General features: G+C 50.8%; 18 protein-coding genes and 1 other annotated feature. Of the genes, 6 read left to right on the top strand and 12 right to left on the bottom strand.

Features of this window, described 5'->3' with window-relative positions:
• Nucleotides 1–62: 62 nt before the first annotated feature.
• Nucleotides 63–338 (bottom strand) — a binding site (T-box leader).
• A 144-nt stretch (nt 339–482) separates the two neighbouring features.
• Nucleotides 483–1604: a phosphotransferase enzyme family protein gene (locus tag DWX26_RS10945; protein WP_022463090.1), complete on the top strand. Its 1122-nt coding sequence runs from the start codon at nt 483–485 to the stop codon at nt 1602–1604.
• 104 nt (nt 1605–1708) lie between these two features.
• Here DWX26_RS10945 and DWX26_RS10940 read toward each other — a convergent pair whose 3' ends face one another.
• Complete coding sequence (locus tag DWX26_RS10940; RefSeq protein WP_118601416.1) at nt 1709–3724, bottom strand: beta-galactosidase; 2016 nt, start codon at nt 3722–3724, stop codon at nt 1709–1711.
• A gap of 161 nt (nt 3725–3885) precedes the next feature.
• On the opposite strand from DWX26_RS10940, the gene DWX26_RS10935 reads away from it, so the two are divergent.
• On the top strand, nt 3886–4707 hold the full coding sequence (locus tag DWX26_RS10935; RefSeq protein WP_118601415.1) for a helix-turn-helix transcriptional regulator: 822 nt from the start codon (nt 3886–3888) through the stop codon (nt 4705–4707).
• A 79-nt stretch (nt 4708–4786) separates the two neighbouring features.
• Here DWX26_RS10935 and DWX26_RS10930 read toward each other — a convergent pair whose 3' ends face one another.
• From DWX26_RS10930 to DWX26_RS10920, 3 genes are read right to left on the bottom strand one after another with little or no spacing between them, the layout of a single operon-like run.
• Complete coding sequence (locus tag DWX26_RS10930) at nt 4787–6181, bottom strand: NAD(P)/FAD-dependent oxidoreductase (protein WP_022463087.1); 1395 nt, start codon at nt 6179–6181, stop codon at nt 4787–4789.
• Between the two features lie 24 nt (nt 6182–6205).
• Nucleotides 6206–6469: a hypothetical protein gene (locus DWX26_RS10925; RefSeq protein ID WP_055221292.1), complete on the bottom strand. Its 264-nt coding sequence runs from the start codon at nt 6467–6469 to the stop codon at nt 6206–6208.
• Nucleotides 6470–6492: 23 nt separating this feature from the next.
• Nucleotides 6493–7161 carry an HAD family hydrolase gene (locus tag DWX26_RS10920; RefSeq protein WP_118601440.1) on the bottom strand — a complete coding sequence of 223 codons (669 nt, stop codon included), beginning with the start codon at nt 7159–7161 and terminating at the stop codon, nt 6493–6495.
• A 173-nt stretch (nt 7162–7334) separates the two neighbouring features.
• Here DWX26_RS10920 and DWX26_RS10915 point away from each other — a divergent pair, with 173 nt between their 5' ends.
• The 3 genes from DWX26_RS10915 (at nt 7335) to pepF (ending at nt 10541) form a co-directional block, all read left to right on the top strand.
• On the top strand, nt 7335–8156 hold the full coding sequence (locus DWX26_RS10915) for a Cof-type HAD-IIB family hydrolase (protein ID WP_158580605.1): 822 nt from the start codon (nt 7335–7337) through the stop codon (nt 8154–8156).
• A gap of 143 nt (nt 8157–8299) precedes the next feature.
• Nucleotides 8300–8656: a hypothetical protein gene (locus DWX26_RS10910; protein WP_118601413.1), complete on the top strand. Its 357-nt coding sequence runs from the start codon at nt 8300–8302 to the stop codon at nt 8654–8656.
• Between the two features lie 82 nt (nt 8657–8738).
• Nucleotides 8739–10541: an oligoendopeptidase F gene (gene pepF / locus DWX26_RS10905; RefSeq protein ID WP_199676801.1), complete on the top strand. Its 1803-nt coding sequence runs from the start codon at nt 8739–8741 to the stop codon at nt 10539–10541.
• A 97-nt stretch (nt 10542–10638) separates the two neighbouring features.
• Here pepF and pdxR read toward each other — a convergent pair whose 3' ends face one another.
• From pdxR to DWX26_RS10890, 3 genes are all read right to left on the bottom strand, one after another.
• Nucleotides 10639–12045 carry a MocR-like pyridoxine biosynthesis transcription factor PdxR gene (pdxR, locus tag DWX26_RS10900; protein ID WP_055267548.1) on the bottom strand — a complete coding sequence of 469 codons (1407 nt, stop codon included), beginning with the start codon at nt 12043–12045 and terminating at the stop codon, nt 10639–10641.
• 86 nt (nt 12046–12131) lie between these two features.
• Entirely contained in the window at nt 12132–13805 is a 1674-nt protein-coding gene (locus tag DWX26_RS10895) for a glutamine--tRNA ligase/YqeY domain fusion protein (RefSeq protein WP_022463080.1), read from the bottom strand.
• A 151-nt stretch (nt 13806–13956) separates the two neighbouring features.
• Nucleotides 13957–14445, bottom strand: a complete 489-nt coding sequence (locus tag DWX26_RS10890; protein WP_022463079.1) for an Lrp/AsnC family transcriptional regulator — start codon at nt 14443–14445, stop codon at nt 13957–13959.
• A gap of 289 nt (nt 14446–14734) precedes the next feature.
• On the opposite strand from DWX26_RS10890, the gene DWX26_RS10885 reads away from it, so the two are divergent.
• Nucleotides 14735–16147 (top strand): aspartate ammonia-lyase, encoded by a 1413-nt coding sequence (locus DWX26_RS10885; protein ID WP_022463078.1) that lies wholly within the window; start codon nt 14735–14737, stop codon nt 16145–16147.
• Between the two features lie 113 nt (nt 16148–16260).
• On the opposite strand, the gene DWX26_RS10880 is transcribed toward DWX26_RS10885, so the two are convergent.
• From DWX26_RS10880 to DWX26_RS10855, 5 genes are all read right to left on the bottom strand, one after another.
• Nucleotides 16261–17433, bottom strand: a complete 1173-nt coding sequence (locus DWX26_RS10880) for an NAD(P)-dependent malic enzyme (protein ID WP_022463077.1) — start codon at nt 17431–17433, stop codon at nt 16261–16263.
• 347 nt (nt 17434–17780) lie between these two features.
• Nucleotides 17781–19169: an MATE family efflux transporter gene (locus DWX26_RS10875; protein ID WP_022463076.1), complete on the bottom strand. Its 1389-nt coding sequence runs from the start codon at nt 19167–19169 to the stop codon at nt 17781–17783.
• A 347-nt stretch (nt 19170–19516) separates the two neighbouring features.
• Nucleotides 19517–19810 carry an AAA family ATPase gene (locus DWX26_RS10865; RefSeq protein WP_022463075.1) on the bottom strand — a complete coding sequence of 98 codons (294 nt, stop codon included), beginning with the start codon at nt 19808–19810 and terminating at the stop codon, nt 19517–19519.
• Nucleotides 19789–20385, bottom strand: coding sequence for a chromate transporter (locus DWX26_RS10860; RefSeq protein WP_022463074.1), 597 nt, complete (start codon nt 20383–20385; stop codon nt 19789–19791). Before DWX26_RS10860 ends, DWX26_RS10865 begins: the two co-directional genes overlap by 22 nt.
• On the bottom strand, nt 20382–20948 hold the full coding sequence (locus DWX26_RS10855; protein ID WP_022463073.1) for a chromate transporter: 567 nt from the start codon (nt 20946–20948) through the stop codon (nt 20382–20384). The genes DWX26_RS10860 and DWX26_RS10855 overlap by 4 nt, the downstream gene beginning before the upstream one ends.
• Nucleotides 20949–20958 lie beyond the last annotated feature (10 nt).

The raw sequence follows: 20958 nt of genomic DNA, 5'->3' as shown, positions 1-20958 counted from the left end.
TCCTGTTCTAAATTTGCTGCATAAAAAATCCCCGAACATAAAACACCTTTTCTGTGCCTTACGTTCAGGGAGAATGTTTCCATCCACGGTACCACCTGAATTCCAGAAGAATACACTTCTGCTCATTCCGTACAGGATTTAACTTTTTTCATCCGATACGGCATCCCGGTAACGTGGGAACTACGTTGGAGCCTACTTGGAAAACATTGCTGTCCGCTTTTTCTGTTCAGTCCACTGCTCGAGGGCTACTTCCGCAGGCACGCTCACGGAGATTCTCACCAGCCATCTCCTCTCTTTGCTTTGCGCCGCCAGGTACTCCTCCCTGTCACTGCATTTTAGGTTTTGTTTTTTCTTAAATTACTGTCTATTATAGTCAGAAATGCCGCTCGTTGTCAATCGTTTCGCGCCCTTTTCTTGACTTTTCGCCCTGCGTGTGCTTTACTTAATCAGGTTTGTCTAATTAAAATAAGGAGTTTATACCCATGATGATTACATACACACAGGAAGAACTCTCTTCCATTGTCCACGCATTTGCTTTCCCGGGAACGATTACAGACTGGACGCCGCACGGGAACGGCCATATCAACGATACGTTTCTGGTGCGCTCCACCGAAAACGGCGTCCTCCGCAAATCGATTCTGCAGCGCATGAACCGCACCGTTTTCCACAATCCAACGGAGCTGATGCAGAATATTGCACAGGTAACATCATTTCTGCGGAAAAAAATCACAGCCGCAGGAGGAGATCCATTCCGCGAGACGCTGAACCTGATTCCAACGACAGACGATGCGTGGTTTTTCGTCGATGAGCGCGGCGAATTCTGGCGCGCATTTCTCTTTATTTCCGATGCGTCCTGCTATGATGCCGTGACAGATCCAAAGCTGTTTTACGAGACCGGTAATGCTTTCGGCCGCTTCCAGCAGATGCTCTCCGATTTTCCGTCCGCCTCTCTTTTCGAGACGATCCCGGATTTCCACAACACACCGCTCCGCTACCAGGCGCTTTTACAGGCGGCGCAGGCGGATCCGAAAGGACGGCTGAAAAACGTTTCGGATGAGATGGCGTTTTTCCTCGACCACGCAGACGATTACGGCGTAGCCGAGCGCATGAAGGCCTCGGGCGAGCTGCCGCTCCGCGTAACGCACAACGATACGAAGCTGAACAACATTATGATTGATGACAAAACCGGCGAGGGCATCTGCGTCATCGACCTGGACACCATTATGCCGGGACTGTCGATCTTTGACTTCGGCGATTCCATCCGCTTCGGCGCGAATACGGCTGCTGAGGACGAACAGGATGTCTCGAAGGTGTCTCTTTCCCTTCCTCTCTTTGAGAGCTATACAAAGGGCTTTCTCGCAGGCTGCGCAGGCTCTTTGACCCGCGCGGAAGTCGAAATGCTGCCGATGGGTGCAAAATTAATGACCCTCGAATGCGGCATCCGTTTTCTCGCCGATTACCTGATGGGCGATACCTACTTCAAAACCGCTTACCCGGAGCACAACCTCGTACGGGCGCGGACACAGATCGCGCTTGTAGCGGATATGGAGGAGAAATGGGGCGAGATGGAGAACATCGTCGCACGGGCTTCGTTTTCCCACTAAGCACCCGCATAAATTCACAGCATCAAAAAGACACAGCTGGAAGTATCTTTCTGCCTTCTGCTGTGTCTTTTTTGTTATCTTTCTGCTATATAATATGTTTTATATTATGCTCTCGGAACGCTGACAATCTGCAGATCGTATTTCTTCAGCATCTCGCCGCCCTGTACTTTCTCGCCGGTCAGGATATCTTCTTTTCCGTCGAAGACTGCCGGAAGCGGAATCTCCTCATCTTTGAAGTTGATGATAAAGTACAGATCCTCGCCGTCTGCCTGGCGTTTTGTGATCTCGAGTGCTGTTGCTTCTCCAATCACCGGCTGGATGGCTGCGCCGTCTGCTGCCATAGCAAGAACTTTTGCAAGGCCGCTCTCAGAAAGTTCGGTTCCGACATAATATACGGTTCCTTTTCCGAACTGATTTTTTGCAACAGCAGTCATGCCTGCATAGAAATCGCTCTCATACTGTGCGATTTCTTCAGCTCCTTCGAGGTGCATCAGGTCGCATACGAGACGGCACTCTTCCTCGGTTCCGTCTGCGAAACGGATCTTGTTTCTCTGCTCCGGTGCAAGAGCGTCGATCTCTTCTACCCATACGCCTGCCATTTTTCTGAGCGGTCCCGGGTATCCGCCGAGATGAACGTTGTCCGACTGTCCGACGATACCGCTCATGTAGGTGGTGATGAGGGTTCCGCCCGCCTGTACATAAGCCTCCAGGCTCTCTGCCACACCGTCTTTTACCATGTAGAGAACCGGTGCTGCAACGAGGTCATATTTGGAGAAGTCCGCGTCGATCGGGATCATATCGACAGCGATGTTCTTGTTATAGAAGTAATTGTACATCTGCTCGATCTGGTCTACGTAACGTAAATCGCGGTTCGGTCCGCTGGTGTACTCCAGTGCCCAGTAGTTTTCCCAGTCGAAGATGATGCCGACTTTTGCGTGGTTCTCGGAGCCCATCACACGGCTTCCGATTTTCTCCAGTTCTTTTCCGAGCTGGGTTACCTCACAAAAGACACGGGTATCTGCGGTTCCTGCGTGTGCGATAACAGCACCATGGAATTTCTCGCATCCGCCGACGCTTCTTCTCAGCTGGAAGAACTGAATCGTGTCTGCGCCGTGTGCAACGGTCTGATAGCTCTGTGCGCGCATCTGGCCCGGTTTCTTTAAGGAGTTGTACGGCTGCCAGTTCTGCTGGCTCGGAGTCTGCTCCATCAGCATGAACGGTGCGTCTTTGAGGCCGCGCATCAGGTCGTGGGTCATAGCTACGTGGCTCCATGGTGTATTGTAGCTCGGGTAGTTGTCCCAGGATACGATATCCATTTCTTTTGCCCACTTGAAGTAGTCGAGACCTTTGTACGTTCCCATCAGGTTTGTGGTGATCGGTGTTTCTTTGTCGTATTTGCGGATCGCGTCACGCTCCATTTTGTAGTTGTTCAGCATGCCGTCGGAGTTGAAACGCATGTAGTCGAGGGACATTCCTGCAAATGCAGTGCCGCTTCCCCATGGCATTCCGTCTCCCAGATCGTTCGGCGGTACAATCTCGTCCCAGTCGTAGATGGTGTGGCCCCAGAACTCCATGTTCCATGCCTTGTTGACTTCATCGAGTGTTTTGTATTTGTCTTTCAGCCATACGCGGAACGCTTTTGCACAGTTCTCGCAGTAGCACTCGCCGCCGTACTCATTGCTGATGTGCCAGCAGACGATGTTTTTGTTGTCGCCGTAACGCTCTGCCAGTTTTTCTGCCAGGCGCTTTGCATATTTCTGGAAAACCGGGCTGTTCGGGCAGGCATTGTGGCGATGACCGAATTTGTGATGGCGTCCTTCGAAATCGGTTCTTGCCACTTCCGGATAACGGTGTACCATCCATGCCGGGAGTGCGCCGGTGGATGTTGCCATGACGATCTGGACGTCCTCTTTTGTCAGGGTGTCTACGATCTCATCGAGCTCTGTAAAGTCGTACTCATTCTCGGACGGCTGGATTTTTGCCCAGGAAAATACGTTGATCGTGGCGCTGTTGATGCCGGCCTGATGGAAAAGTTTCATATCCTCATCCCAGATCTCTTTTGGCCACTGGTTTGGGTTGTAGTCTCCTCCGTATAACATTTTTTTGAATTTTGGCTGCATTTTTTTGATTCCTCCTGTGTTTGGATATCTCGTTTTGATGGCTCTATTATATACTGGTCTTTGTGAGAAAAGTATGATATGCTTGTCTAAAAAGTATGAATTTTCGAAACTCATTCCGGAATCTTATTTTAGACTTTTCTTTCAGAAAGGAACTGACTGTTATGCCTATTTTTTTTAAACCATCCGCCTCTGATTTTTCCCTCTCCGCTGACAGCATCGGCAACCGCTGGCTGCAGGAGCCCGTTGTGCGCCCGAACGGATTCCCCTTATATCACTGGATTCAGACGGAACGCAGCGAAGGGCTGCTGACCCTCGAAGGTCAGGAACTTTTGCTGAAACCAGGTGACGGTGTTCTGATTGCTCCGCATGTGCCGCATGAATACCGCGAAAACGACGGCAGCGGGATGTGGTTTACATCCTTTCTGACCTTTGACGGAAAGCTCTCCGATGATCTCTATAAAATCTGTGCCGTCTCGCCGTATCTTTTCGTTCCGGCCCCAGAGGGCGCGTGGTTTCAGGAATGGATTGACCGCATAATCGACTCACATTTTCTGAAAAATGACATCGACGATGCTGCGCTCTCCGTCGGATGCTTTGAGTTCCTGACACGCCTTTCCCAGCTCCGCACCGGCCTTTCCCGGACGGAGCATCCGCTGTATCTCCAGTATGTCCGCCCGGCAATGCAGGAAATCGAAAGTCATCTTTCCGACCCGCTCAATGTGGATGATCTCGCGGAACAGCTCCATATCACGCCGCAGTATCTGACACGCCTGTTCCAGCGTTTTGTCGGCAGCTCTGTCCGCTCGTACATCAGCGTTCTGCGCATCAGCCGCGCCAAGGAGCTTCTCATCAGCCGTCCCTACACTACGCTCGACGGCATCGCAGCCCTCTGCGGCTACCGCGATGTCAGCTACTTTATCTCGGTTTTCCGCCAGCAGACCGGGACAACGCCGAAGCAGTTCCGGAAGCTGTACGGCATATAATCTGAAACACCCCTCTTTCCGGCGCAAAAAAAGATCCTCCGTCTCATTTCACAGACGAAGGATCTTTTTTCGTTCTCTCTTATTTCATGCTTTTCAGAATGCTTCTCGCAACCGACAGTCCGTTTGCGCTTGCCTGCTGGAGGCCGCGGGTTACGGATGCGCCGTCGCCGATGGCGCGGAGGCCTTTGACGCTGGTGCAGAAGTCTTTGTCTACGACAACTTTGTTGGAATAGAATTTGACTTCTACGCCGTACAGCAGTGTCTCATCGCTGGCGATACCCGGTGTTACTTTGTCGAGGGCTTCGATCATCTCGGCAATGTCGACCATGATACGGTGCGGGAATACCAGGGAAAGGTCGCCCGGAACGGCATCTTTTAAGGTCGGGATCAGGTTATTGCGGCAGAGACGCTCTTCTGTCGTTCTTCTTCCGCGTTTGAAATCGCCGTACGTCTGAACGAGGATCTTGCCGTCGCAGAGCATGTTGGAAAGCTGTGCGATCTGTTTGCCGTACTCGATCGGGGTTTTAAATGGTTTCGTAAAGTTCTTGGATACCAGGAGGGCAAAGTTCGTGTTGTTTGTCTTGAACTCCTGGGATTTGTAGGCGTGACCGTTTACAACTGCCAGACCGTTTTCATAATACTCAGTTGCCACCTCACCGGACGGGTTCGTACAGAAGGTACGCACTTTGTCGTCAAAAGTCGGGGTATAGTAAACGAGTTTTGCCTCGTACAGGTTCTTGTTCAGGAACTCCATGACCTCGTCACGGACTTCCACGCGGACACCGATATCGACGGTTCCGACCTCGGTCTCGATGCCGTGGCCGTTGCAGATATGTGAGAACCAGTCGGCTCCCTCGCGGCCTACTGCGGAGACAATCTCATCTGCCTCGTAAACCGTTCCGTCCTCAAGTGTTACAGCTGTCGCACGGCCGTCCTCGATCGTAATATCATTGACCATCGTGTTGAATTTCATCTCCACGCCGATCTCTTTTAAGTGATCCTCGAGGCGGCTGTAAATCTTGTATCCCTCCTCGGTTCCGAGATGGCGGATTGGACATTCGATCAGCTTCAGGTTGGCGTTGATCGCTCTGCGGCGGATCTCACGGATCTCTTTTTCTTTATCGACACCGTAAACATTCTTGTCTGCGCCGAAATCCAGATAGATCTGGTCGGACTCATGGATCAGCTCAACCGTCTTTTCATATCCTAAAATCTCCGGCAGATTTCCACCGACATCCGGGGAAAGAGAAAGCTTTCCGTCGGAGAATGCGCCTGCTCCGGCAAATCCCGTTGTGATCGAGCACGGTTTGCAGTTCACGCATTTTTTCGTTTTTCTCTTTGGACACTGACGGCTCTCGATCGAACGTCCTTTTTCGATCATCAGCACCTTCAGATCCGGTTTTTCTTTCAGCAGTTCATAGGCACAGAAAATACCTGACGGGCCTGCGCCGATAATAATGACATCATATTTCATTCTTTTTTAATTTCCTCTCGTTTTTTATCCCATCACGATCAGATACTGGCCGTCCGGCAGGGCAAAGACTTCGCTCTGCTCTTCTAATTCTGCATCCGACATTTCTTCCACGTCCATGCCCTCTTCTTCCATGTAGGCGCGCACGTCGTCCAGATTGTCGGCAACGACTGCAAGGCAGTCCTCCAGAAAGGCCTCTGCCTCATCGTAATTTTCAGCCACCGGCTCGTCGAATAACTGGCCCTGATTCATTAAAAATGTGTTGATGCATTCTTCAGTATATTCTCCCATTCTGGTTTTCTCCTCTGTTCGTTTTATTTTTCCTGATTCTTTCTGTGAAAAAGCGTTAAGATTTCCTCCGGCCGGTCGAGCAGCTCCATCGCATGGTTGTCGATCAGCTCCTGGCGCGGGCGGAATCCCCACGTCACACCAACGGTAAACATGCCTGCGGCGTTTCCGGTCTGCATATCCGTATTGGTATCGCCAAAGTACAGGCACTCTTCCGGTCTGGCGCCGAGTGCGTCTGCAATCGCGAGCGCACCGATCGGAGACGGCTTTCTCGGGATTTCTGCGGTCTGCCCCTGAATCCGGTTGAAAAAGCCCGGTCCGTACACGCTCTCCACGACGTGGATGGCCGCCTCGTGCGGCTTGTTGGAACATACGGCAATCGGAACTTCTTCCCGCAGCGCGGTCAGGGTTTCCCGCATATTAGGATACGGTTTTACGTGATACAGCGGGTCCTCGTTGAACCACGCGCGGCCAAGGCGGATGCCCTCCTGCAGATAGTTGAGTTCTGCATCTCCGGCGTCTTTTAAAGCGCGCTCCACTGCCAGATCGAAACCGTCTCCGGCGTAAAAGTTGAAGGCTTCTACCGGGCGCTGCACAAGTCCAAAATGTTCCAGAACGCGGTTGACTGCGTGCGCAATCGACTCTACAGTGTCTGCGATGGTGCCGTCCAGGTCAAAGATACAAGCTTTTATCATATTCTGACTTCCCTTCATTGTCTCTTTTGTTCTTCGATTTTCTTTCTTCTCTCTCTTCTTGTCCGCAATCATTATATCCTGTATTTTCTCCCTGCGCAACCATATTTTCTTTTCCTGCACTTTGTGATAAAATGAAGCTGTTTTTCAGATTCTTGGAAAGGAAAATAGAGAATATGAATCAGACTGTGAAAATATTTTTTACCGATATGGACGATACCCTGCTAAATTCCGAAAAGCAGGTGACAAAAGAAAACATGGATGCCATTTCAGAGGCACTTGCCGCCGGCCACAAAATTGTGTTCAACACCGGCCGCCCGCTCTCCGGCTTTCTGCCGATCTTAAAAGAGCTCGGACTTGACCGCGAAGGCTGCTATGCCATCGCTTTCAACGGCGGACTGATTTACGACTGTGCTGCGCAAAAAACGCTGCACCGCCGCACGATTCCGCTCGAATATGCACGCGTCATTTTCGAAAAAACGCAGGAGGCAGGCCTCTACTGCCACACCTACTCCGACACCTCTCTTCTCTGCCGCCATGTGGGCGAGGAAACGCGTATTTACACGCAGGCAATCCACATTCCCGTCGTGGAGGATCCGCTTCTGCCGGAACACCTCGCCAAGGAGCCGTGCAAGATGATCGTGATTGATCTCCACGACCGTGCAAAAATGGACGCTTACCGCGCTGCCATGGAGCCGTGGGCAAAAGGAAAAATTTCGATGTTCTACTCCAGCCCGCATTACCTCGAGCATGTCCCGGAACACGTTTCCAAGGGCCATGCCGTGAAAAAACTCTGCGAGCTTCTTCAGATTCCGCTTGCCAACACCGTGGCTGCCGGAGATCAGGAAAATGATATTTCGATGATCGAGGCCGCTGCCGTCGGTGCCGCCATGAAAAATGCGACCGATGCCGTAAAGGCGAGTGCCGATTATATCACGGAAAACGACTGCAATCACAGCGGCGTGGCGGAGATTCTTCGTAAGTTTATCCTTGCCTGATTCTGTTTCTGTGTCAGGAAACCTTCTTTTTCTTGTTTTCTTTGGCACTTTTTCCGAATTCTGTAAGATTTTACTTTCTTTTTTGTTGAAACTGTATTACAATAGTTTCAAAGGACGGCATTTGAAAGGAGACTTGAATCGAGATGTCACGAAAATCAAAACGTATTCTGCTTACTCTGGCTTCTGCCGCTGTCGGCGCAGCCTGCGGTGCGGCAGTCTATTTTATCCGGAAAGGAAAAGCAGATCTTGAAACAGATTTTGACGATTTTAAAGACGAATTTGAAGAGGAAGAGCCTGCTCCTGCTGAACGTACTTATACGACCCTTCCGAAAACGAAAGGTGCGGAGGATGCTGCACCGGATCTGGAATCTGGCGATGATGAAGCGGATTCTTGCGAGGAAGAAACAACAGAAGAAACTGCAGGCGCCGCAGAAGAAACACCGTCTGCTGCGGATCGTGAAGTTTCTCCGCAGGAAGAAAGCGAAGTAACCGCAGAATAAAACCCAAAAACAGAATATAGAAACATAAGGAAGTAATTCCTGGGGAGGGAAACCTCCCCTTTTTTATGGAAAGGAGATTGTTATGGAACTTGCAAAACGCGATGACGTTCCTGTAGAACTTACCTGGGACCTGTCTTTAATTTATCCAACCGAGGAGGCCATGCTGGCTGATGCGCAGAAAATGAAAGAATTAAGTCTTTCTATGGAAGCATCCTACAAAGGAAACCTCACCGATGCAGCCACGATCAACCACTGCCTCGACGATTACCAGGAGGTCTACCGTCTGATCACACTGACCGCCAACTACTGCGATCTCGCCGTTTCTGTCGACTATTACAACAGTGCAAACCAGACGCGCAACGACCGCATCAACAGCCTGATCTCTGAGATTTTCAGCCGTCTCACCTTTATCGAGAGCGAGCTTTCCGAACAGTCCAAGGATGTTTTGAACGAGGCCATGCAGCAGTCAGATACGAACCGCTGCTATCTCGCCGAGATTCTCCGCAACAAGGCACACCGCCTGAGCCCGGAAACCGAGCGTGCCATTTCCGCTCTGTCCCAGACCTTCTCGGCTCCGTACCAGATCTACAACATGGCAAAGCTTGCCGATATGAAATTTGATTCTTTCACCGTAAACGGAAAAGAATATCCGCTCGGCTACTCCCTGTTTGAGGATAATTACGAGTACGAAAAAGACACCGATATCCGCCGCAGTGCATTCTCCGCCTTTTCTGCAAAAATCAGACAGTACGAAAATGTAACGGCAGCTGCTTACAATGCCCAGCTGCAGACAGAAAAGACCATGGCCACGCTGCGCGGCTTCGATTCCGTCATCGATTCTCTGCTGTTCCCGCAGCAGGTCAGCCGTGAGCTGTACAACCGCCAGATCGATCTCATCACCACCCGCCTGGCTCCGCATATGCGCAAATATGCCCGCCTGCTGAAAAAGGTCCACAACCTTGACCGCATGACCTTCGCCGATCTGAAAATCGCCGTCGACCCGGAGTACGATCCGTCTGTCACGATCGAGGAATCAAAACAGTACATCGAAAAAGGTCTTGCCATTCTCGGTGATGATTACGTTTCCATGATTCAGGAGGCCTACAAAAAACGCTGGGTTGACTTTGCACAGAACCAGGGAAAATCCACCGGCGGCTTCTGTGCCAGCCCGTACGGAAAAGGTTCCTTTATTCTCTTAAGCTGGAATAACCGCATGGCAGATGTTTTCACGCTGGCGCATGAACTCGGCCACGCCGGCCATTTCCGTCTCTGCAACGGCGCACAGGCGATTCTCGATACCGAGGTTTCCTCTTATTTTGTCGAGGCGCCGTCTACCATGAACGAGCTTCTTATGGCTCATTATCTGCTGAAAACGACCCCGGACAAACGGTTCCGCCGCTGGGTTTTAAGCTGTATGATCAGCAACACATATTATCATAACTTCGTCACCCATCTGATGGAGGCTGCTTACCAGCGCGAGGTTTACAAGCTCATCGATGCCGGCGACAGCGTACAGGCTGAGACGTTAAGCAGCATTATGAAAGAGACCCTGCAGAAGTTCTGGGGCGATGATGTGGAAATTTCCGATGACGCAGCGCTCACCTGGATGCGCCAGCCGCATTACTATATGGGACTTTACTCCTACACCTACAGCGCCGGACTGACCGTTGCCACACAGGTCTGCAAGCGCATCGAAATCGAAGGCCAGACCGCTGTCGATGACTGGAAAAAGGTACTGACCGCCGGAAGCACGAAGACACCGGAAGAGCTGGCAAAAATGGCCGGCGTTGATATCTCGACGGATGCACCGCTTCTCGATACGATCGAGACGATTGGATCGATCATCGATGAGATCTGCGAGCTGACCGAAGAGCTGGGCTGCTGATCCTGTCCGCATTGTAACTCTCTATCAAACAGTAAAAACGGATTGTTCCGTCAGTTTTTGTTACTGGCGAAGCAATCCGTTTTTTTCATATCTTTTTTCACGCATTCCAGCACTTTTTCAGAATCGCAGCTGCCTCTGCAATCTCCTCCTCAGAAAGCCCGGCGTACCCAAGCAGCACTGTGCCGCCCTGTGCGGGATCTGCGGCAGCGCCGATGCAGTACCGTTCCAGCCCGTACACGCGCACACCATCCTCTTTTGCCCGCTGCACCGCCTCCGCTTCGGAGAGTCCTCTCGGCAGGTGGACCAGCACATGGACGCCCGCATTCTCGCCGGACACCGTGTACTCCCGCCCAAACTCCTTCAGAAGCCGGATCAGCAGGTCGTGTTTCCCTTTATACTGTGCACGCATCCGGTTCAGATGGCGCTCGAACGCGCCGCTCCGCATAAACTCTTCCAGAATCTTCTGGTCCGTCTTCGAAACTGTCGCGGAAAAGCATCTTCCGTTCTCCTCGTAGGCAGGCAGCAGCGTCTCCGGCAGCACCATGTAGCTGATGCGGATGGACGGCGCAATCGCCCGCGAAAACGTTCCAAGATAGATCACTTTTCCCTCTGTGTCATTGCCCTGCAGTGCCGGGATCGGGCGGCCCTTGTAGCGGAATTCACTGTCGTAATCATCCTCAATCAGATACCGCCCATTTTCCCTCGATGCCCACGCAAGGAGCTGCATCCGCCGCTTCATCGGCATGACCATGCCCATCGGGAACTGGTGCGACGGCATGATGTACGCCAGATCCGCCCCGCTTTTTTCCAGCTCCGCCGGCCGCATGCCCGCTTCGTCCATCGAAATCGTACACATCGCATAGCCAAGCTTCGCAAAACAGCGGTAGGCACTGATGTAGGTCGGATTTTCCATCGCCACTTTATGGCCACGCCCTAAGATCACCGAAAGCAGCATCAGCAGATAATCATTTCCCGCTCCGACGATGATCTGCTCCGTGCGGCAGTTCACGCCGCGTGCGTGGTGCAGATAGTCGCGGATTGCCTCCCGAAGACCGTGCTCGCCCTTCGCATCCCCGAGCTGGAACAGGCTGTCATCTGCGTCCAGCAGGACTTCTTTCGAGATCTTCTTCCAGCTGTTCTGCGGAAATCCGCCCGGCGCCGTACCGGTCACGGCAAAATCGTAGCGGAACGGCATCTGTTCCGCGGCATCATCCTCTTTTGTCTCCTCTTTCTTTTCATCGAGGCGGTACAGCCCCTCAATTTCACAGACAAAGTAGCCTTTGCACGGCACACTCTCCAGATACCCTTCGGATACCAGCTGCTCATACGCCAGATCCACGGTACTCCGGCTCACCGACAGATAGCCCGAAAGCGCCCGCGCCGACGGCAGCCGCTCCCCTGCACGGATCCGTCCGCCGCGGATTTCCTCGCGGATAAAACCGTAGATCTGCTCATAGAGCGGTGTCTTCCGATGCGGATCCAGCGAAATCGTCAATTCATTCATCTTCCCATCTCCCTGACAAAAAGAACAGCCGCTTGGGATGTCGGTTTCATCCAGGCGGCTGCTCTGTTCCATTTCAAAATTCTTATTTATTTCGCTGCCGGCAGCTTGAAAGAGCTCTTCAGGGATACGATACGGTTGAACACCAGCGCATCCTCTTTGGAATCTTTTGCGTCTACACAGAAGAATCCGTTTCTGACAAACTGGAAGCTGTCGTATGCTTTCGCATCTTTTAAAGACGGCTCCAGATAGCACTCTTTTAATACGGTCAGGGAATTCGGATTCAGGTTCATGGAACCATCCTCGTTGTAAACGCCCTTCTCCTCGTCGATCAGGTTTTCGTACAGACGGCACTCTGCTTTGACGGCGGTCTTTGCTGCTACCCAGTGGATCGTTCCTTTTACTTTTCTTCCGTCCGGGGAATTTCCTCCCTTGGACTCCGGATCGTACGTTCCATGGATTACGGTGATATTTCCGTTCTCGTCTTTCTCGCATCCGGTGCAGGTGACGAAGTATGCGTTCATCAGGCGGACTTCATTGCCTGGGAACATACGGAAGTATTTGCGGACCGGCTCCTCCATGAAGTCTTCGCGCTCGATGTACAGCTCTCTTCCGAACGGTACCTGACGGCTGCCAAGCTCCGGATTCTCGAGGTTATTCTGTACTTCCAGCATCTCAATCTGGTCTTCCGGGTAGTTGTCGATGACAAGTTTCACCGGATTTAAGACTGCCATGGTACGGGCTTTTTTCAGCTTCAGATCCTCGCGGATGCAGTACTCCAGCATCGCATAGTCAACGGAGCTGTTTGCTTTTGATACACCGCACAGATCTACGAATTTCTTGATGGACTCCGGTGTAAAGCCTCTGCGGCGGAGTGCTGCGATGGATACGAGACGCGGGTCATCCCAGCCGTCTACCACGCCGTCCTCTACCAGCTTTTTGATGTAACGTTTTCCGGTAACCACGTTAGTCAGATACAGCTTTGCAAACTCAATCTGGCGCGGCGGCATCGGATATTCCAGCTCGCGTACAACCCAGTCGTACAGCGGACGGTGGTCCTCAAACTCCAGCGTACAGATAGAATGGGTAATGCCTTCGATGGCGTCCTCGATCGGATGCGCGAAGTCGTACATCGGGTAGATGCACCAGGTATCGCCGGTTCTGTGGTGATGCATATGGGCTACACGGTAGATAACCGGGTCTCTCATGTTGATGTTCGGTGATGCCATATCGATTTTCGCACGGAGTACTTTGCTTCCGTCCTCGAATTCGCCGTTTTTCATGCGCTCGAACAGGTCCAGGTTTTCCTCCACGGAACGATTGCGGTACGGGCTCTCTTTTCCAGGCTCGGTTAAGGTTCCGCGGTACTCACGGATCTCCTCTGCGGACAGATCGCAGACGAATGCTTTTCCTTTTTTGATCAGTTTTACGGCTGCCTCATACATCTGTGGGAAATAATCGGATGCGTAGTACAGATGATCTTTCCAGTCTGCACCAAGCCACTGGATATCGGCTTTGATGGAATCAACAAACTCGGTTTTCTCTTTCGTCGGGTTTGTATCATCGAAACGCATGTGGAACTCTCCGTTGTACTCCTGTGATAAACCGTAGTTTAACAGGATGGATTTTGCATGTCCGATATGAAGATAGCCGTTTGGCTCCGGCGGGAATCGTGTGCATACATGGTCGTAAACGCCCTCTGCCAGATCTTTGTCAATCGCAAGCTCGATAAAATTTTTGGAAACAACTTCTTTTTCTTCCATAATAAGGTCAGGCCTCCCTCGAATCTTTTCGTTTGGAGCACTGTCCCGAAAAGGGCGCAAAATGCTCTGTGTATTCTATCACTATAACACAAAAGCATTCTCCTGCAAAGCATTTTTTTCGGTACACAAAGCCGCCGGAGCGGACCGGTGCCTATTCTTCTGCCTCGTGTGCGGTCACCTGGCGGTGCTCCACGGAGGTCGAGAACACGATCTGCGTCCGCGTCCGTCCAAAATGCTGCAGCTCGCCGATAAACTGGTCGAGCTCAATGGTGCTAACAAAAAGGCCCTCAATGAGCATGGAGTAATCACCGGTAACGCAATTACATTCCACGACATTGTGGACCTTTTCAATATAGGGATAAAATTCTTTTTTCTGAACCGGCTCAACCTCGAGGTTGATGAACGCTTTGATCGGATATCCCAAAAGCGCCGGATTTAATTTGACCTGATATCCTGTAATGTAGCCTTCCTTCTCCAGCCGCTCAATTCTGGCGGAAACTGCCGGGGAGGATAAAAATACGTGTTCCGCGATTTCTTTCAGCGGCATCCTGGCATTTTCCCGAAGGAGATTCAAGATTTTTGCATCGATGTGATCGAGCTCATGGCGCATCGCATCGTTCTTGCTTTTTTCATGTTTCATACGCTGCTCTCCTGTTTTTTCACTTTTATACTGTTCAGCATATCACGTTCGCCGTTTTTTGTCTACGAAAACGTGTCCTCGCGGAAACTGCTTTCGAAAAATAAGTAAAAGTGCCTCTTTCCCTTGGTATTTAAAATCAAATACAAAAATAAATAAGATTCCACAGTTCTTCGGCGGCGGTATTTACAAATTTCTGCCCTGGTGTTATTCTTCCGGTATCGAAAGGCAAAGCAAGAATTGTTTCAGACAATATACACAACTCAATGCGTGCAGAAAGAAGGAGATTATTATGAAGACAAGAATTGAAGCAGATTCCATTGGTTCCCTTGAAGTCCCATCCGACGCCTACTACGGGGTACAGTCCCTGCGGGCAAAACGGAATTTTCCCATCACGGGAACGTCGATCCACCCGGTCATGATCCAGAATCTGGCGAAAATTAAAAAGGCAGCTGCCATCTCCAACCGCGAAGCACAGAGACTGCCGGAGGAAAAAGCGGCTGCCATTATCTATGCCTGTGATGAAATCATTGCCGGCAAATTAAAAGACCAGTTCATCGTTGACGGCATCCAGGGCGGTGCCGGAACGAGTGCCAATATGAACGCAAACGAAGTCATCGCAAACCGCGCCATCGAAATCCTGGGCGGCACCAAGGGTGATTATACCATTGTCCACCCGAATGACCACGTCAACATGGCACAGTCCACAAACGACGTTATCCCAAGTGCAGGAAAACTGACCGTACTCGATCTGCTCCCGGATCTTCTGCATGCGCTCGAGTCACTCCACGCAGCACTGCTCGATAAGTCCCAGGAATTTGACCACATTTTAAAGATGGGAAGAACCCAGCTTGAGGATGCCGTTCCGATGCGTCTCGGCCAGAGCTTCCACGCTTACGCAACGATGATCGAGCGTGATATCCGCCGGATCGAATGCGCCAGAAAAGAGCTGTTCACCCTGAACCTCGGCGGAACAGCCATCGGTACGACGATCAATGCTTCCGATTACTATCTCCACCACATCGTACCGACCCTCGCTGCTGTGACAGGCTATCCGCTGATGCAGGCGGACGATCTGTTTGACGCGACGGAGAACCTCGACGGATTTGTGACGATCTCCAACACGTTAAAGACCTGCGCCGTCAACCTCTCCAAGATGTGCAACGACCTGCGCCTGCTGTCCAGCGGACCGCGGACCGGATTCGGCGAGATCAACCTGCCGCCGATGCAGAACGGATCCTCGATTATGCCGGGCAAGATCAACCCGGTTATCCCGGAGGTTGTGACACAGGTTGCCTTCCATGTCATCGGAAACGACACCACAATCACGATGGCGGCTGAGGCTGGCCAGATGGAGTTGAACGCGTTTGAGCCGGTTGTCTTCTACTCCCTGTTCTCTTCCATCACCTCGATGACAGGCGCTGTGAATACGCTTGTGAAGAACTGTATTCTCGGCATTACCGCAAATGAGAAACGATGCGAGGATCTCGTTTCGAAGAGTGTCGGCATCACAACGGCGCTCTGCCCGTATATCGGATACCAGAAAGCGGCCTCGATTGCAAAGAAATCGCTGAAGACGGGCGAGAGTGTTACTTCTCTGGTTCTGAAAGACGAACTGCTGACACAGAAACAGCTCGACGACATTCTCGATCCGTACGCTCTGACCGGACCGGAACTGCCGGCAGAAGACGATCTGGCTGGCTGAATGTAACTGCTGCTTTCCTTCATAATTTCTTAACGATACGCAAAAAGGCTTCCCGGATTTCCTTGCTGTCCGGGAAGCCTTTTTCTGTCGTTTTCTTTTGTATCAAACTCTGTTTAGATTCTCGCTACGCCGCTCTTTCTTGCTGCCTCTGCAACGGCTGCTGCCACCGCATCTTTGACACGCGGATCAAAGGCTGCCGGGAGGATGTAGTCTGCGTTCAGCTCTTCATCGCTTACCAGGCCTGCGATTGCGTAAGCTGCTGCGACCTTCATTTCATCGTTGATATCAGATGCTCTCACATCGAGCGCTCCGCGGAAGATGCCCGGGAAGCAGAGTACGTTGTTGACCTGGTTCGGGTAATCGCTTCTTCCTGTGCTGACAACGGCTGCTCCTGCTGCTTTCGCCTCGTCCGGGAAAATCTCCGGCGTCGGATTTGCGCAGGCAAAGATGATCGGCTCTTTTGCCATCGTACGTACCATATCGGGAGTGAGCGTACCCGGCGCAGAAACGCCAATAAAAATATCGGCTCCTTTGATTACCTCTGCAAGCGTGCCCTTCTCATGGTTGTAGTTTGTGATCTTCGCCATCTCCTCTTTGATCGGGTTGAGGCCGTCGCGTCCCTCGTAAATCGCACCTTTGCGGTCTGTCATGATGACGTTTTTGAGACCCATCGAAATCAGCAGGCGGATAATGGCGATTCCGGCTGCACCGGCTCCTGAGGTAACAATTTTGACTTCATCCAGTTTCTTTCCAACCAGTTTCAGCGCATTGATGACACCGGCCAGTGTGATCACGGCTGTTCCATGCTGATCATCGTGGAAAATCGGAATATCACAGCATTCCTTTAATTTCTTCTCGATCTCAAAACATCTCGGTGCGGAGATGTCCTCCAGGTTGACACCGCCGAAGCTTCCTGCGAGAAGACGCACGGTATTGACAATATCATCCACATCCTTGCTGCGCACGCAGAGCGGGATTGCATCGACACCACCGAATTCTTTAAACAGCACGCATTTTCCTTCCATGACCGGCATGCCGGCCTCCGGGCCGATATCTCCAAGTCCGAGAACTGCGGTTCCATCTGTAACAACAGCTACCGTGTTCCATCTTCTGGTCAGCTCGTAGCTCTTGTTGACATCTTTCTGAATTTCCAGGCACGGCGCCGCCACACCCGGTGTATAGGCAAGACTCAAGGCATCTTTTGTATCTACGGCCGCCCGGGAAGTGACCTCAAGCTTTCCGCGTAATTCATAGTGCATCTTTAATGATTCTTTTGCGTAATCCATCGCTTTTTTCCTCCATTTCATGTGTGACTGCGTCTCATTAATAATAGGAAGAGAGATTCACGCGTCACACGGGATGTCTGTTCGCTGCACCCCTATTATAACAAGCGTTCTCTAAATTTCAACCGGTGTTTTGATTAATGAAAAAATTTCCACTTTTCCACCAAAAACAGCTGCTTCATTTGCGAAATTTTATCAAAAATACTCTTTTTCTTTCTCTCAGCCGCAGTCCGATCCTGCCCGGAGGGCTTTTTTTGCTTTACAGTAAAATTCAACAAAGTTTTTTATAAAGCAAAAAATCTGCCCGCCTCCCATCCTTTTCAGACTGGAAAACAGACAGATTTTTTTCTTTACTCCGCCACAATATTCTGCAGCCAGACTCCTTTCTTGACAAGGACAAATCCAATCACGCACTTGATCAGGTCAACCGACATAACCATAAAGTAGATTGCGTAGATCGAAAGTCCGGTAAAACGGCTCAGGCAGAAAGCCACCGGCACACTGACAACCCAGATGAAGACGCTGTCGAACAGGAACGTGATGATCGTTTTTCCACCGGAGCGCAGGGTAAAGTAGCTTGCATGCAGGAATGCATTGACCGGCATGAACATGGCCACTTCCACGATGAAGATTGCCGCCATGTGGCGTACTTCGTCCGTCGTGTTGTAGAGGCGTGGGAAGATTGGAGCCACGAGCGCCATCAGCGCGCCGATCACAATGCAGAGTAATACGGAAAACGTGATCAGCTTCGTATCGGTATCCTTTGCCTCTTCCATCCTTCCGGCTCCGAGGAGCTGTCCGACGATGATGGCAACGGAATCGCCGAGTGCGATGAAAACGACGTTGAACAGGTTCGAGATCGTGTTGGAGATATTCATCGCGGCTACGACATTCAGTCCACGCACGGAGTAACACTGCATCAGGATCGCAACGCCGCCTGCCCAGAACGTTTCGTTCAGCATCAGCGGTGTTCCTTTGATAAGGATCTGTTTCGTCAAAGCCGCCGGAACACGGATCGTGCGGTACAGATGCTTCGTAAAACGATATTTTTCTTTGTTTCCGTGCGTGCGGATCAGCACGATCGCCATCTCCACGTAACGGGACAGCACCGTTGCAACTGCCGCGCCGACAACTCCGAGCTGCGGTGCGCCGAATTTTCCGTAGATTAAAATATAATTAAAAATCAGATTGACAAATACGGCTGTGATACCGGCCTTCATCGGAAGCATCGTCTCGCCGCATTCGCGCAGCGTGCTGGCATAAAGCTGCACAAACAGGAACGGCGGAAGTCCTACCAGCATGACCTTCATATAAGAAATGCCATAGGCTAATGTCGCATTCATGTCCTGGCTTCCCTGATCTCCTGTCAGGTAGAGACGAATCAGAGGCTCGTGCGCACCAAGGAAAATAGTGATTGCCGCTGCCGTCAGGATCACGCCGATCCAGAGCTTGAAGCGGAAGGTGTTTCGCACACCCTCGTCGTTGCCCTGTCCGAAATACTGCGCAGTGAAAATTCCTGCACCGGATACCCCTCCGAAAATGCAAAGGTTATAGATAAAAAGAAGCTGGTTGACAATTGCAACGCCGGACATCTGCTCGGTACCGACCTGTCCTACCATGATGTTGTCGAGAAGACTGACAAAGTTGGTGATACCGTTCTGAATCATAATCGGCATCGCAACGCCAAGTACCATCAGGTAAAACCGTTTGTTCCCAATAAATTTTCTGTGTTTCTGCATGGTTTCCCCCTTTTCTTGCTGTATAAAATAAATGACATAAATCGGAGCCTTTCTGGATTTCTCCAGGCAGGCCCCGAACAGTAATGCTTATTATACACGATTCATGTTTAGAAAGAAAGATCCTTTTTATCTTTTTTCTGGCTTTTTTTGACATCTTAATTTCAGAGCATCAAACAGCCTCAACGATAAGATAAGCATAACTCCCCATATTACCCATGCCGCAAAGCACCCAATTCCCTGATGGCGGATATCTACCATTATTCCAACAATAAAAGGAAGTGACATAAACATAATTACTGCCATTATAAAATCAAAAATAATGTATAACACTATGTTTACCTTCCCTATTAAGAATCTGCTGTTTGATATTCATCCTGTATTTTCTGATTTGCCGCCTGACCAATATTAAGCTTTTCAAACATTTCTTCTGTATCCAGACTTCTGCTGTAGTACGCAGTCATCATATCCGCTGTGATCGATTTTCCAAATCTTCTGGGGCGGCTGTTGCAGATAAACTTCGATGTTGTGTCAATCACACTGTTGGTGTATTCCAGCAATCCTGTTTTATCGATATATATTCTTGAGTTTAATACGTCCTGAAAAGCATTCACCTTTGAATTTAAAAAATCGTCCCACAGCATGCCGCAAATTTTTCCACCAGCGCCACTGCCACCTTCATCACCCCGGCCAGTACCATCACAAAGATTGGGTTCTTTTTGCCTTTCTGCAGCAGAATGAGGCTGATGATAAAGATCACGACAAGACTCCAGTTCGTCTGCGCCAGCCGGATCACGGTATCTCCTTCACTACTCCAAAACGCCGTGACCAGAATTGAAATCCCTGCGGAACCGATCATCGCCACAACCGCCGGGCGGAGGGAGTGGAGGATTCCCTGGAGCATTGCCATTTCGCGGTATTTTAAATATAGCTTCGCAAGCAGTGTGACGAGAATACACGACGGCAGAATACATCCAAACGTTGCCACGAGCGCTCCTGGGATGCCTGCGATTTTAATTCCGACGAAGGTTGCCGAATTGACTGCGATCGGCCCCGGTGTCATCTGAGAGATGGTGATAAGATCCGTAAACTCCGACATCGAAAGCCAGCCGTGTCCCTGCACCACCTGTCCCTGAATCAGCGGCATGGCCGCATAGCCTCCGCCGAAGCTGAGCAGGCCGATCTGGAAAAAGCTTAAAAATAGCTGAAAATAAATCATTTCGCACCCCTCCGTTTCGCCAGAATCGTCCGCACCGCACCGATGGCACCGCAGACCAGTACAATATAAATCACGTTGACCTTGAAAAAACAGGCTGCTGCAAACGCACAGACAAGAATCACCAGCGACAGCGGATCTTTTTCTTTCACAACCCCGGCTCCCATCTCATACGTCACGGATGCAATCACGGCTCCGACGCCTGCCTGCATTCCTTCGAGCATCTGGCTCACGAAAAAATTATCCCGGAACGCCTGATAGCAGACCGAAATCACAGAGATAATCAGAAACGGCGGAATAATCGTTCCAATAATCGAAACCAGCACACCAATCATCCCCGCCAGTTTATACCCGACAACAATCGCCCCATTCACCGCAATCGGCCCCGGCGATGACTGCGCAATCGCCACCAGATCGAGCATCTCATTCTCCTCTATCCAGTGGTACTCATCCACAAATTTCTTCTTCATCAGCGTCACAATCACATAACCGCCGCCGAACGTAAATGCACTCAGATACAGCGTGGAAAGGAACAGTTTTTGCAGTACCTTACTTTTTGACTCCATTGTTTTCTTC

It is taken from the genome of Blautia sp. AF19-1 (genome assembly GCF_003479155.1).
Lineage (GTDB): Bacteria > Bacillota > Clostridia > Lachnospirales > Lachnospiraceae > Fusicatenibacter > Fusicatenibacter saccharivorans.
The sequence above is the reverse complement of the archived record's forward strand: the minus strand, read 5'-3'. Positions and strand labels throughout refer to the sequence as shown.